This window comes from Halomonas sp. McH1-25, assembly GCF_022348165.1.
Lineage (GTDB): Bacteria > Pseudomonadota > Gammaproteobacteria > Pseudomonadales > Halomonadaceae > Modicisalibacter.
In genome coordinates this window covers 18,882-33,466 of sequence record NZ_JAKRFI010000004.1, presented here as the reverse complement: position 1 = coordinate 33,466, position 14,585 = coordinate 18,882, and the positions used below count along the sequence as shown (strand labels likewise).

The following is a 14,585-nucleotide window of genomic DNA, read 5'->3' as shown; positions in this document are numbered from 1 at the left end:
CAGCATTAGGGGCGGTGGGGGTATAACCCTTGCACTGCAATGCACATGCGTACCCCTAACTGCGGAGGCACTGTGGGGATAGGAAGATTATTGCCGGTCGCGCCAATAGATTGAGGGCTGAGCTCAGTCATGGTGTTCGGTGCGGCATTCTCCGCATAGCCTGTCAGAGGAATGGGTTGGCCACGCACTTCCCCTGCGGGGTTGGCCAGCCAAGCGTTCGTGCTGACTTCCTCAGTTCCCGGCTGGTTGGCGGCGAACAGACCATGAGTATGCGACGGGAGTTGTGCGGTAGTCAGCGTGACGGAGTTCTGGCCCGATTTCTGGCCCAAGGCTACCGGAGGCAAGTTAACGCCAGTTCCGTCACCCACGGGTGAGCGGCCACGAAGGTCGGGCAACTGGAACGTTGTACTTCCATTGCCGCCATAAGTCGTTCCAATCAGAGAGTACAGCGCTGCGTTCTGATTGATGGTCAAGGTCGCACCATTCGCCTCGGCATATTCCGGGCTAGGGCAAAAGGGGGCCGCCGTCATGCAGATCGAGCCCACATACGGCTCCGAGGAACAAGAGGCGTGAGCGCTTGTGAAGGGCGTCAGGGCAAGCCCGGCCATAGTCAGGGCAATGCCCAGGCGGAGAGTTTTGTTGCGTTTTTTCATCGATTCCTCGCGTACACAACACAGGCGCTATCGCACCTAATTTTTCTGATGACGATGTAGGCAATATCGGCACAGTCCACACCGAACTTTATCCAGCTACCGGTGAGTCATGCTTTATTAGCACAAAATTACTACGCGAGTATGTAAGGGTTATATGCATTCTAGCTCCAGGGTTCTTGAGCATCCCGGAAGGGGGTAGGGTAAAAGAAGGAACCCCGGCACAGGCCGGGGTAGTGACGCATAGAGGAGACGGTCCCGATGGGAGCGAGTAAAGCAGGCGTCATGAGTAGTTTACTCATACCCGCCGAAGGCCAATTGAAACATATGCTCGGTTTTTCGAGGCTTAATTGCAGCTGAGCTTCATGTTGACCACTAAGCCGATAATTGGTTAACCGTCTTTTTTCGCAGCCTTCTCAGCTCCCAACCTCGATTCGAGTTCTTCAGGCGTAACGTTCAACTACCCGCTGCCGCCTGGGTAAACGGCCGGCTGAGAGTCGGCTATCAAATCCTGAAGATGCGCTAAATAACAGAACACAATTGTTCTTTTATTAGAACGCTACCTCCTTCAATACTCAAAATGTCGGTGACGGTTCGGCCTTCCCAGGCTTTGAGCTGTCGTGGCCGGAATTACAACAACAGGACAACTCCATGAAACTCTCCATGCTCCTCGACTGGCGCTTGCACGGCATCGTGGCTGTTGCTGCGCTGATCTCAGAAGCCATTGGGATCATCAAGATTCCCCTTGGGCCCGGCACCTTGCTGCTGCTGCCGCTGTTTTATGCCTTCATCATCGGGCTCTTGCTCAACCCTCACCTGTTTTCGGCCACATCCCGCCTGGTGCCGGTGAAGCTGAGTGAAGCGGCGGCCCCGATCATTCTGCTATCGATCATGCCGTTCATCGCTCGATTCGGCTCGACGATCGGGCCGGCCATCGAACAGATCCTCAATGCCGGACCGGCCTTGATCCTGCAGGAGCTGGGCAATCTCGGCACCATGTTGCTGGCCATGCCGTTTGCCGTGCTCGTCTTGAAGATGGGCCGGGAGGCCATCGGTGCCACCTACTCCATCGCGCGTGAGCCCAACATCGCCATCATCTCCGACAAGTACGGCCTCAAGGGCCCGGAAGGCGTCGGTGTCATGGGTGTCTACGTTGTGGGAACCATGTTCGGGACGTTGTGGTTCGCGCTGATGGCTGGCTACCTGACAACCCTGGATATCTTTGACCCGCGCGCGCTGGCGATGGCTTGCGGCGTCGGTAGTGGCAGCATGGTGGCGGCCTGCTCGGGGGCCATCGTCGGCGCCTTGCCGGAGTTGCGTGAAGAGCTGCTGGCATTCGCAGGGGCCAGTAACCTGCTGACCTATGCCACCGGGCTGTATATCTCCCTGTTCATTGCCTTGCCGTTGGCCGAACGCATCTTCAAATGGTGCTCAGGGCGCCGCGTGGCCCATTCCGTGGGTGCCAAGGTCGCTGCGGAGCCGGAGTTTGCGGCCACGGTCAGTGAGGAAGAACGCCCCGAGCGTCATCTTGGCCAGACCGCAATCGTCATGGCGGTGGTCTGCGCGGTCGCCTGGGTCAGCAATACCATCAATGGTGGCTCTCTCGTGGAGGCGCTGCCGGGCATGCTGATCCTGTATGTCATGACCATGCTGGGCCTGGTCATCACTCGTTTCGCCCCGTTTTATCTGCCAGGCGTCGCCTGGGTCTCCCTGGTCAGCATTGCCGTGACCTTGCCCTGGTTCCCGGGCAATGGCTGGATCGTCGCGCAACTCCAAGCCGTCAATTTCCTTGCCATCGTGACCCCGGTACTGGCCTATGCGGGGCTGGCACTCTCGCCGCGCGAATTCACCATGTTCCGACAGGTCGGCTGGAAGCTGATCATCGTATCGCTGCTGGTATTCACCGGTACCTTCATCGGTTCGGCTGTCGTGGCCCAGGCGCTGCTTTAATGGATAGGACTGCAATTAGGGAAAATGCCATGTCGATGATTAACCGGGATACGCTGCGCGAATGGCGCCATGAATTTCATCGCCAGCCGGAAACCGCTTTCGAGGAGCATCGCACCAGCGCTCGCATCGCCGAGATCCTCGAGAGCCTGGGAATCGAGAAAGTCACCGGGCTCGGCGGGGGGACCGGCGTGGTGGCCTGGGTCGATGGTCGTCATGGCGGCGACCGGGCCATCGGGCTCAGAGCCGATATCGACGCGCTGGACGTGACCGAAGCCAACGATTTTGCGCATGCCTCCCAACACCGGGGAAAGATGCACGCCTGCGGGCATGATGGCCACACTACCATGCTGCTGGGAGCGGCCTGTGCGCTGGCTGAGAATCCCGATTTTGCCGGTCGCGTCTATTTGATCTTCCAGCCGGCGGAGGAGAATGAGGGCGGCGGGCGTGTCATGGTAGAGGAAGGGCTCTTCGAGCGCTTTCCGATGGAGGCGGTCTACGGAGTCCATAACTGGCCGGGGATGGCGGTGGGGGAGGCCGCTGTCCACGATACGGCGGTCATGGCGGCATTCGATGCGTTTAGCGTGAAACTCTCGGGTAACGGGTGCCATGCCGCCATGCCCCATCTGGGCACGGATGTGGTGCTGGCGGCCTGTCAGTTGGTCAACCAGCTCCAGGGCATTATCAGCCGGGAGACACCGGCTCACCAGACCGCCGTCATGAGCGTGACCCAGTTCCATGCCGGGGATGCCTTCAATGTCATGCCCGAAACGGTAACGCTGTGTGGCACCGTGCGCTGTTTCGACGCCGATTTGCGTGATTATCTCGAGACCCGCTTTCGCCAGGCGATTGCGGCCATGGCCTCCTTCCACGGCCTGGAGGCGAGTATCGACTATCAGTCGCGCTACCCGGCGACCTTCAATACGCCGTCACACGCCAATCGCTGTGCCGAGGTGCTGGAAGCGATGCCGGACATACGCCAGGTACACCGAGACCTGCCGCCCTCCATGGCATCGGAGGACTTCGCCTTCATGCTCCAGGAGCGCCCGGGCGCCTACATCTGGCTGGGGAACGGCAAGGACAGTGCGGCCCTGCATAACCCGCATTACGACTTCAATGACGAGTTGACGCCGATTGGCGTGGCGTACTGGACCGCCCTGGTCAGGACGCTACTCAGCGGGCGCTGACAGGGGCAGACCAGCTTCTCTCCAATTCAAGCGTTATTTCGCCATGTCTTTCGGGACATGGCCCAGTGCCCCTCTGCCTGTATTCCGGCGATGGAGGCTCTTACCAGACAAGCACAAACCGGGAGTTGTCATGAAGATTGTAGTGATCGGCTTAGGCCACATGGGTGGCAATATGGCACTGACCCTGCAGGCAGCCGGGTTCACGGTCGTGGGCACGGATGTCGCTGAAACTGCACGGGAGAGCATGGCCTCGCGGGGCCTTACGGTGGTCGGCCCGGATGCGTTGCCGGCCGTCGATGTCTATCTGTTGTCATTACCCACGTCGGCGCATGTCAGGGACGTGATCGAGTCCTCGCCGGGGCTTCTGAAGCAGGCGCCGAAGGGCAGCGTGATTGTCGATACCTCGACCAGCGATCCGGCGGTGACCCGGGAGCTGGCAAAAAAGGTGCTCGACGCCGACCTTGAGTGGCTCGATGCCCCGGTAAGCGGCGGACCAGCGGGCGCTGCCGCGGGGAGCCTCGGCATGCTGCTGGGTGGAGAAGCGTCGACCATCGAGCGCGTCGAGCCCATGCTCAAGGCGATGTCGGCTCGCTACACCCATGTGGGCGCGGCAGGCAGCGGGCATGTGGTCAAGCTGGCCAACAATTATCTCTGCGCAGCGCATCTGCTGACCACGGCCGAAGCCGTCGCGTTGGCAACGCGGGCAGGGGTAGAACCGCAGGCCTGCCTGGCGGGGCTGAACAGTGGCTCCGGCCGGAGTGCCGTGAGTGAAGTCAATTTCCCCAAGTGGATTCTGTCCGAGACCTTCGATTCCGGTTTCACCACCGGGCTGATGCGCAAGGATCTTCGCCTGGCACGCGATGCCGCCAGCGACATGGGGTTGTCGCTGGAGCTTTTGAGCCGGGTCGTGGAGCGTTGGCATGCCGATGCGGATGGCCTGCCCGATGGCGCCGATTTCAACCGGGTCACCGACGCGATTTTGGGCCTCGCACAAGCGGATGGCACACTCTCGAGCCAGGAGGCGGTGAAATGAACTCCCTCAACAACCAGGCCATTGAGCGCCTCAGCGAGCTGCTGGCAACGCTGGGCATGCAGGCTGAGCTTCTATTGAGCAACTGGATTGCCGGCGAGCTGTTGCCGGGCCAGGGCGAATACATTGAGCTTCTCGATCCGGTAACCGGGTTGCCGCTGGTTCAGTATCGCGATGCCGGTAACGCCTTGGTGGAGCGTGCCGTGGAAGCGGCGACCCTCGGCCAGCAGGAATGGATGTTGCTCACGGCCAGCGAGCGTGGCCGGCGAATGACGGCGGCCGCCTGGGCTCTGCGCGGCCACGAGGAGACCCTGGCACAGCTGGAAAGCGTGGTGGCGGGCAAGCCCATCCGTGATTGCCGTGGCGAGGTGAACAAGGTCCGTGAAATGTTCGAATACTATGCCGGCTGGTGCGACAAGCAGCATGGTGAAGTGATCCCGGTACCGACATCGCACCTCAACTATGTGCGCCATGTCCCCTATGGGGTCGTCGGCCAGATCACGCCGTGGAATGCGCCCATGTTTACCTGCGCCTGGCAGTTGGCGCCGGCGATCGCGGCAGGTAATGGGGTCGTGCTCAAGCCCTCGGAAATGACACCTTTCTCGTCGGTGGTGATCGCCATGCTGCTGGAACGCAGTGGGCTGCCCAAGGGGCTGATCAATATCGTCAACGGCATCGGGCCAACCACGGGGGCTGCACTGACCGGCCATCGAGGGATCAGTAAGCTGGTCTTTGTCGGTTCCCCGGAAAGTGGTCGGCGCATTGCCCAGGCGGGTGCCGAGCGCCTGGTGCCGAGCGTGCTGGAGCTGGGCGGCAAGTCGGCCAATATCGTGTTTGCCGATGCCAAGCTCGACGACGCCGTGGCCGGTGCTCAGGCCGCGATCTTTGCCGCAGCGGGGCAGAGCTGTGTCGCCGGGTCCCGCCTGCTGGTACAGCGCGAGGTGTTCGAGGTGGTCTGTGAACGGCTGGCACGCGCAGCGGGGGATATTACCGTGGGGTTGCCCAACGACGAGGCGACCCAGATGGGGCCGGTACAGAACGCCAGGCAGTATCAACACATCACCTCGATGATCGAAAAGGCACAGCAACACGGTGCTCGGTTACTGTGTGGAGGAAGGCGGCCGGAGGGATTGCCGCAACAGGCCGAGGGCTATTTTTTGGCGCCCACCGTGCTTGCCGATGTCACGGAAGAGATGACCATTGCCCAGGAAGAGGTCTTCGGGCCAGTGGTGGTCGTCATGCCGTTCGACACTGAAGAGGATGCCGTGCGCCTGGCCAATGCCACGCGCTTCGGGCTGGCCGGGGCGGTGTGGACGCAGGATCCGGCACGCGCCCACCGAGTCGCGGCTCGCTTGCGGGCGGGTACGGTATGGATCAATAGCTACAAGGCGATCAACGTCATGTCGCCGTTCGGTGGCTTCGGTGACAGTGGCTTCGGACGTTCCAGCGGTGTCGAGGGGCTCAAGGAATATACCGTGGCCCAGAGCGTGTGGGTGGAAACAGCGACGTCTGCCAGCGTGGCCATGGGTTACGGCAACGGCGTTGGCTAATCGCTGGCCCTCTGCAGCCAGGTGCGCCTGGCTGCAGATCTCGATTACTTGCGGGGAGGGTGAGCCTCGTTGCCCGTATTCTTGAGTGAATTGAAGGCTCGCATCCAGCGTTCCAGGTGACGCAGCAACTGCAGGCCCGCCCTGGGCATGCGACGCCCGACCCGCGTGATGATATGGGCATGGGCTCGCCGAAAGCGCTCGCAGTCCACGTCAAGGGCGACGAGCAGACCGTCTTCCAACTCACGGGCCGCCGCGAAGGCAGGCAATAGCGTAAGCGTCAGCTCGGAACGGGCGGCATGTAGCAGAACGGAAAGCGAGTTGGTCTGCATGCTCACCTGTGGCCGTAGGCCCGCCTCTCGGAAACCCTCGTCGACCAACTGTCGAACTCCATGACCGGTGCGCCACAAGGCCAGGGGGTGGTCGCTGAGAGAGGAAAGCGACAAGCCATCCTTGGTGCCGGCCAAGGGGTGCATTGGAGACATCAATGCCACCAGCGGCTGACGGCTGGAATGCCAGAAACGCAGTTGGGGATGGACCCGCTCATGATACATCAGTCCAATATGCGCCTCGTCCTCGACAACTGCCTCGATGATCTCGCTGGTGCTGCCTGTATTCACATCGAGACGGACACCGCGATATCGCTCGGTAAAGGTCCGTAGGGGCGTATCGAGCAGGTCCCCGACGAAGCCTTCACCCACGGTCAGCGACAGGTGGCCGGTTTCCAGGCGCTGGTAGGCATCGAGTTCTTCACTGAAGGTGTCGTCGAGCGCCGAGCGCTTGCGGCAGTATTCCAGCAGCATCTCTCCCACTGCCGTCGGCACCACCCCATTGCGCGAGCGCTCCAATAGCGGTGCGTCAAGCGCGGCCTCGATCAGCGCCAGCTGGCGACTGACAGCAGAAGGCGCGATATTCAGGCGCGCTGCGGCCTGGCGTACGGAACCCGCCTCGATCGTCACCTGAAAGTACACTAACCGCTGGTGGGGAATGTCCATTTTCTATTCTCTGGCTGCCGCGTAATAGGCGGCGTATATAGCCTGTAGCTTCGTCAGTCTCGAGACGTAAATCGACACGCACTTTTCAACGCTTGCCACTAATACAGTTGCCTTATACTGGCTCGGCCAGCTGACGCCAGGACACCTCCCTTCAAGCACCGCTCGACCGTTTCGCATGATATTGCCCTCCGTGGCCCGACACAGCGTGTCGTGGCGCAGTGTAAAACGGCTGGCTCATGGTCATGGATGTTAGGTCATCGCCTTGGTGAGGTCTTATCCGGCAGCGGCTGCCAACGATGTGTATGCCAGCCGGCCCCTTGACCTCACTTATCATGGAAATCGTGAATGAGCGATCTTCAAATCAATCCCGTCGGTACCATCAATTACAACGAATCGACCGATGGTGATGTCGATGCATATTCGGCCAGAACTGACAGCCTGGGGCAGCCGACTCGGGCATTCTGGATATTGGATGATCCGGGTGCGAACGTATGGCAGGGATACCTGGATTCGGGCGGACCTAACGACGGGGCGGATACGATCCCGTTCGAGGTCGTCCAGGGTACCCGGATTCAGAGCTACTCGCTGACGCTGTCCAATGAAGCGATCAATAGCGGTACGAGTTTCTACCTGACCACTACGACGGGGTCCTATTATGAATCCCGTGCGTTGGAAACCTTTACCGGCGGGACTCCACTGGAGGCCGGGCAATATACCCTGACCATGGGCAACGGCACTGTCGTGCTCGATTACGTGCTGACCTTCGATGTGGTTTCCTTCTTGCCACAGCAGGCGCCTTCGCTAACGGCAACGCCGAGTAATCCCGTCTATGCAGAAGACGCCGCAGCGGTCGGCCTGTTCAGCGGCGCGTCAAGCGCGACCAACGATACGGGGCAGACCTTCTCTGCGTTGACGCTGACGGTTAACAACGTGATGAATGGCGGCGCCGAGCAGCTAATCCTGGCCGGCCAGGAAATTGCCTTGGCTGCCGGTAGCAGCGGTAGCCTGAGCGTGGGCGGGAGTTACGCGGTCAGCATGGCCGGCGCCACGGCCACGCTTTCCCTCGTCGGCCTGACGCTGGATGCCGTCGCCCTGGATGCGCTCGTCGAGGGCCTGACCTATCGCAACCTTAGCCAGGCGCCGGTAGGGGGCAATCGCGTCGTCACGCTGACCAGCGTCACCGATAACGGCACTCAAGAGCCTGCAACCCACACGACGACGCTCAACCTGTCTTCCACCGTCACGGTCCAGCCGAGCAACGATAGCCCCGTGATCTCAGGGACGGCAGCGCTGAGTGGGGTCGTGGAAGACAGCGGGGCACGCATCATTACCCAGGCTGAACTGCTTACCAAGGCGATGGATCTGGAAAACGACCCGTTGACGGCGTCTGGCTTGAGCGTCGTGTCCGGAGGCGGCACGCTGGTCGATCAGGGAGACGGCACTTGGCGCTATACGCCAGGCTCCGATGCCAACGGCGACGTGACGTTCAGCTACACGATAAGCGATGGCAAGGCTTCCGCAGTGGCGACTGCGACATTGAGCGTGGCGCCGGTGAATGATGCGCCCGTGATAGGTGCGCTTGGCGGCACGCTGACGTATCGAGAGGGTGATGCGCCTGCAGTGATCGATGCCGATGCCAGCGTAGCGGACGTCGATTCACTCGACCTGGATGGCGGTACATTGACGGTGTCGCTCTCGGCGAACCGGACGGCTGACGAGGACGTGCTGGGCATCCTCAACCAAGGCACGGCAGCCGGACAGGTCGGGATCGATGGCCTCACTGTCAGCTATGGCGGTGTGGTCATCGGGACGTTTGCGGGCGGTACCGGCAACGACGATCTCGTCGTGAATCTCAACCATCAGGCGACACTCCCAGCCGTTCAGGCGCTGATTCGTAGCGTGACTTACGTCAATACCGAAGCGCTGGCCCCCGAGATCGGAGGCCGCACGGTCAGCTTCGTACTGACCGACGGCGATGGCGGTACCAGCCACATCGCCTCGTCCATGGTGTCGGTGAGCGCGCTTAACGACGCGCCAACCGCTTCTGTGGCCAACGGTTACGTCAACGACGGGGCTGCTACCACAACGGGCAACGTGGTCACCGTTACCCCCGCGATGCTTCACGAGGGCGATCCCGACGACGATGACTCGGGCGTCACGTTTATCCTCGAGACCGGGCCGGCGAGTGGTACGCTGTTTCTCGATGCCAATGCGAACGGTGTCATCGATGGCGGCGAATCGCTATCTAATGGCGCCACCTTTACCCAGGCGGATATCGACCAGGGCCACGTCAAATACCGGCATGGCGGTGGCACCGAAACGCAGGACAGCTTCACCTTCGGCATCGCGGATGGTGGTGAAGATGGCGCGGCGCCGCTGAACGGTTTGACCTTTTCGATCGATATCGCCAGTCGGCCGGTCATCGACGGTAATGTCGGCTCGCCGGCCTATGTCGAAGATGCGGCGGCTGTTCTCGTGGCGCCTCAGCTGACGATTTCTGATGCCGATAGCCTGATCATGAGTGGGGCCAGCATATCGATCACCGATGCAGTCGATGGCGATGTACTGTCTTTCACTGATCAGAATGGCATTACGGGCAGCTATCTGGCCGGCACGCTGACACTTTCTGGAAGCGCGACGCGTGAACACTACGAGAGTGCGCTTCGCTCCGTCAGCTACTCGAATACGGGCAATAATCCGGCGACCGGCGTCGGCAACGGTAACCGCAACATTGCGTTCACGATTAACGACGAGAGCATAGCCAGCCTCTCGAAGAACGTAGTGATAGCGGTTGCCAACACCAACGACGCCCCGGTATTGGATAGTGCGGCTTCGCCTGTAATGTCGCATGTCAGCGAGGACGCCGCTGCGCCCATTAACGGCGGCATTGCTGGCTCGACGCTGGTAAGCGAACTGCTCGTCGGAGTGAGCGATGTCGATACCGGGGCGCTGTCGGGTATCGCCGTTACAGGGGCAAGCGACCGAGGCACGCTCTGGTACTCCATCGATGACGGCACAAGCTGGGCACAGATCAGCGCAAGCGTATCGGAGATCAACGCCTTGGTGCTTCATGGCGACGCACGGCTCTTCTTTCAGCCCGCACCCGATGTCTACGGCACGATCGACGACGCAATCACGTTTCGTGCCTGGGATCGCAGTGGTGCGGTCGTGCCGAGCAATGGTGCAAGCGGGATCGACGCCAGTAGTCATGGCGGACAAAGCTCCTTCTCGGCTGCTAGCGATACGGCGGCCATCGTTGTCGCCGGGATTAACGATGCACCGAGTCTGAGCGCGAAGGCGGCGACTGGCGCTCATCACTTGGCCGGTAGCTCGAGCGGTACGCTGTTGTTTTCGGATGTGTCGATAGCCACGCCGGAGGAGGAACAGAGGATTCTCCTTGTCCAGCTTCGTGTCGAGGGCGTAAAGGATGCAGGCAAGGAAACGCTGGTGATTGCCGATAAGGCGCTGGTCCTGGCAAATGCCAGCTCAACGTCGTTTGGCGCTACTGGAACGGCCAACGTGACCGATGACGGTAACGGCGTGTTCCTGGTAAGTATCGAAGTCGGCGGTGGGATGACCGTGGCCGAAGCTCAAACGCTTATCGAGGGCATTCGATACCATAACGTGTCGAGTTCACCGACACTTTCCTCATCGCGCACGATAGAGGTCATAGGCCTGCAGGACGATGGTGGCGGTACCGATACAGCCGTTCTCACCGGCTTGTCGGCCCACGCAACCGTGCAGGCGCCGCCTCCAGCGCCCCCACCGTTGCCCTCGCAACCGGCACCTGTCACGACCACGGTAGATGGCGTTGAGGTACGGACAAGCATCACTACGAACGGCGACGGCAGTGTCACGCGTACGCTCATCGTCCCGGTGGTAACCTCCAGCCGGACGGAGCAGATCGGCAACAATACGCTGGCTGACATTCCGCTCATTACCGACACAGCCGGTACGGCGTTACTTACCGCCCAGGTGCCGGTCGGCCTGGGGCTGCAAATGTCGGGGTCTCCTGTATTACAAACGCCGGAGGATGCACTGCTCAGTTTGCTCAAGCAGATCACGAGCCTGACAGCAGGGGAGCCATCCGATCAGGCGAATCTTACCGGAGGCGGCTCCGGCTTCCTGAGTGGCCTGCCGGGCGATGCATCACTGGTTATCCAGTCGATCCTGGGCACCGTGTCGCCGGTTGCCGGGGTGCCCACCGAACCTTTGACGATCCGTGGCACACCGGTGTCAGATGGCACACTGGCGACCGCCCTGGTCATCGACGCGCATAGGCTGCCTGTGGGGACGGTCATCCAATTGCAGGACGTGGATTTTGCAGCGGTGGTCGGCGAAGTCACCCTGGGAGGTGGAGAGGGGCGGCAGCATGTCTGGGGTGACAGTGCTGCCCAGACGATTGTGCTGGGCGCCGATGATGATGTGCTGCATGGAGGCGGCGGTAACGATACCGTGGGGTCGAAGGGTGGCCGCGATCTTCTGTTCGGTGATGCCGGCAATGACATCGTGTTTGGCGGTGATGGTTATGATCGACTCAGCGGGGGCAGCGGTGACGATACGCTCTTCGGCGATGCGGGCATGGACGCAGCGCGTTTCGATATCTCGTTTGCGAGTGTGACGCTAGACCGCAAAGCCGATGGTACGCTGAGCGTCAGCTCGACGGAGACCGGAAAGGACACGCTGCTCGGCATCGAGCTGCTGCATTTCGACGATCAGGTGATACTGGTAAATACGCCCGATCTGCTGAGTGTCGCAGCTGGTAGTTTCGATGAGGTGTATTACCTGTATCGGTACCCCGATGTGGCTGCTGCCGTCGCTCAGGGCATATTCAGGAATGGCTATGAGCACTATGAACAGTACGGGCAGCAGGAAGGACGCCAACCTGCGATACATGAAGTTGCGTTCGATGAAGCGTTTTATCTTTCACAAAACTCCGATGTGGCTGCTGCGGTAGCTCAGGGCGCGTTTGCCAATGGCTATATGCATTATCAGCAGTACGGTGAACGCGAGGGTCGTGATCCCAACGCACTGTTTGACGAACAAGGCTATCGGAAATCCAACCCGGATGTTGACGCAGCCATCCAACAGGGAATCTTCGATAGCGCCTACGATCACTACCGTGCCTATGGCGAGAAAGAAGGCCGTAACCCATCGTCCTGGTTGGATATCGGGGCCTACCGAGAAGCCAACCCCGATGTTGCGGCTCATGGGATAGATCCTCTACAGCATTATCTGTACTACGGCCTTCTGGAAGGACGAAAGATTGTCGCTGCCGATGATGGATTGTGGGGGTAGGTAGGAAATCACAGGCAAGTAATACCAGACGGAGTCCCGCCTCAAATGAGGCGGGATTTTTCATCGTAGGACGAGCCATTGGTACGCTAAGCCTCCAACATGGGCTGGGGACTATTCGCTATGCCGCGCTTTGCCGCCAACGCAGTGTTCTAGTATGTCCGATAACGCTTTGCAGGTAAAAGAAAAGGTTGTCAGTGTGATCGTCCCATCTTGTCAATAACCATCAGGAGGCGGCATGAGCCAATGGATCGCGGTATCCCGCACCGAACACGTCGACAAATATTTCTGGCCCCGCCAAGGTTATGGTTTTGCCGCCCAGGATCAGGTCGTTCCTGTCCTGATCGCGGAACTGACCAAGTTGCTGCCGCACTATGCGTTGGCCTTTATCCAGCAGGGCGAAGGCTATCAGCCCGTAGCCCTGACCGGGTTGGCTGGGGAACGTAACCTATACGTGCATTCCGATGGCCGCTGGCTGGCGAGCTATGTGCCTTCCGTGCTGCGCGGTTATCCGTTCCGCATGGCCAACACGGACAACGGCCAGCAGGTCTTGGCGATCGAGCAGGACAGCCTGACCGACGAACCTTCCGCTCAGCCGCTGTTCGATGAGCAAGGGAAGCTGGCCGAGAAGGTGCAGCAGACGCTGAATTTTCTGACCCAGTGCGACCAGAACCGCCAGGTGACCGCTGCGGCCTGTCAGGCGCTGTCTCAGGCAGGCGTCATCGAGGCATGGCCGTTAACGCTGGAACGTGGGGAAGGGCAGGAACCGGTGAAGGTGCAGGGGCTGTATCGCATCAGTGAGAAGGCCTTGAACGAGTTGGACGCGGAGCCCTTCGCCAATCTGCGTAGTCATGGTGCATTGCCACTGGCCTATGCCCAGCTGCTCTCGATGAGTCAGCTATCCCAACTGAGCGAGCGCGTGAAATTCCACGCCCAGCATCATGCCAGCCAACCGGCCACCGATAGCCTCGATGAGCTGTTCGGGGAAGGGGATGGCGATCTGACCTTCGATTTCGGCGACTGATCCCGTACCCTAGGCGATGCATTTTTTATGTTAACAGGGGCGTTTAACCATGGCGGATACCGATACCCAAGCGAGCCGGACCGTAACCGTCAACGGCACCGATTACAACCTGGCTGACCTGTCCGAGAATGCCCGTAGCCAGGTGGTGAACCTGCGTGTCACCGACCAGGAAATTGCCCGACTGCAGCAGCAACTGGCGATTGCTCAAACGGCACGGACTGCGTATGCCAATGCGCTGCAGCAGGAACTACCCAAGGCTGAACACTGATGCGCGTGATATTGGTCCTTGCGCTGGGGCTATCTTTGGCTGGTTGCGTGCCGTTCGTGCCGATCATCTGAAGATAGCCTGATCGTCAAAACCGTCATACATCACTTCCAGTGGGAGGAATGACCATGCGCACCACATACGACGAAGCTGACGATATTCTGGTCGTGCATCTTTCCGAGAAGGCCATTGCCAAGGAAGCTTCGCAGGACAGGAATACGCATATCAGCTATGCGGAAGATGGGACTATTGTTGAAATCGTGATTCTGGAAGCTTCCAAGCAGGGGGCATGGCCTTTGTTACGTAGCCATGCGGCTTGAAAGGACATGAAACTAGCCAACTGGCGGATCCTGTCCGAGTCAGGTGGTGAACCTGCGTGTCACCGACCAGGAAATCACCCGGTTGCAGCAGTAACTGGCGATTGCTCAAACGGCGCGGACTGCGTATGCCAATGCGCTGCAGCAGGAACTACCCAAGGCTGAACACTGATGCGTGTAATACTGGCTGTTGTGCTGGTGCTGTCTTTGGCTGGTTGTGTGCCATTCGTGCCGATCATCTAAATCAGGTAAGTCGGGAAAGTGTAGGCGAACTCACCAGTATCAGCATCGAGGCGACCTCTTCATTGGAAGAGGCCTTCGGCTTGGT

Annotated in this window: 10 protein-coding genes; 8 read left to right on the top strand and 2 right to left on the bottom strand. The window is 60.1% G+C overall.

Going from position 1 to position 14,585, the window contains the following annotated elements:
* Positions 1-5 precede the first annotated feature (5 nt).
* Positions 6-653: a tail fiber protein gene (locus MHM84_RS11755; protein ID WP_239266338.1), complete on the bottom strand. Its 648-nt coding sequence runs from the start codon at positions 651-653 to the stop codon at positions 6-8.
* Between the two features lie 648 nt (positions 654-1,301).
* On the opposite strand from MHM84_RS11755, the gene MHM84_RS11750 reads away from it, so the two are divergent.
* The 4 genes from MHM84_RS11750 to MHM84_RS11735 all read left to right on the top strand — a co-directional run bounded on the left by MHM84_RS11750 (position 1,302) and on the right by MHM84_RS11735 (position 6,364).
* A complete protein-coding gene (locus tag MHM84_RS11750) occupies positions 1,302-2,600 on the top strand; it encodes a DUF3100 domain-containing protein (protein ID WP_239266336.1) in 1,299 nt (432 codons plus the stop codon).
* Between the two features lie 29 nt (positions 2,601-2,629).
* Complete coding sequence (locus tag MHM84_RS11745) at positions 2,630-3,784, top strand: M20 aminoacylase family protein (RefSeq protein WP_239266334.1); 1,155 nt, start codon at positions 2,630-2,632, stop codon at positions 3,782-3,784.
* Between the two features lie 130 nt (positions 3,785-3,914).
* On the top strand, positions 3,915-4,817 hold the full coding sequence (locus MHM84_RS11740; protein WP_239266332.1) for an NAD(P)-dependent oxidoreductase: 903 nt from the start codon (positions 3,915-3,917) through the stop codon (positions 4,815-4,817).
* A complete protein-coding gene (locus MHM84_RS11735; RefSeq protein WP_239266330.1) occupies positions 4,814-6,364 on the top strand; it encodes an aldehyde dehydrogenase family protein in 1,551 nt (516 codons plus the stop codon). Before MHM84_RS11740 ends, MHM84_RS11735 begins: the two co-directional genes overlap by 4 nt.
* Positions 6,365-6,408: 44 nt before the next feature.
* Here MHM84_RS11735 and MHM84_RS11730 read toward each other — a convergent pair whose 3' ends face one another.
* Positions 6,409-7,356 carry a LysR family transcriptional regulator gene (locus tag MHM84_RS11730; protein ID WP_239266328.1) on the bottom strand — a complete coding sequence of 316 codons (948 nt, stop codon included), beginning with the start codon at positions 7,354-7,356 and terminating at the stop codon, positions 6,409-6,411.
* A gap of 345 nt (positions 7,357-7,701) precedes the next feature.
* Between MHM84_RS11730 and MHM84_RS11725 the strand changes: the two genes are divergently transcribed.
* From MHM84_RS11725 to MHM84_RS11710, 4 genes are all read left to right on the top strand, one after another.
* Positions 7,702-12,654 carry a tandem-95 repeat protein gene (locus MHM84_RS11725; protein WP_239266326.1) on the top strand — a complete coding sequence of 1,651 codons (4,953 nt, stop codon included), beginning with the start codon at positions 7,702-7,704 and terminating at the stop codon, positions 12,652-12,654.
* Positions 12,655-12,889: 235 nt separating this feature from the next.
* Positions 12,890-13,675: a SapC family protein gene (locus tag MHM84_RS11720; RefSeq protein ID WP_239266324.1), complete on the top strand. Its 786-nt coding sequence runs from the start codon at positions 12,890-12,892 to the stop codon at positions 13,673-13,675.
* A 49-nt stretch (positions 13,676-13,724) separates the two neighbouring features.
* Positions 13,725-13,943, top strand: a complete 219-nt coding sequence (locus tag MHM84_RS11715) for a DUF6447 family protein (protein ID WP_239266322.1) — start codon at positions 13,725-13,727, stop codon at positions 13,941-13,943.
* 125 nt (positions 13,944-14,068) lie between these two features.
* Positions 14,069-14,260, top strand: a complete 192-nt coding sequence (locus tag MHM84_RS11710; protein ID WP_239266320.1) for a DUF2283 domain-containing protein — start codon at positions 14,069-14,071, stop codon at positions 14,258-14,260.
* Positions 14,261-14,585 lie beyond the last annotated feature (325 nt).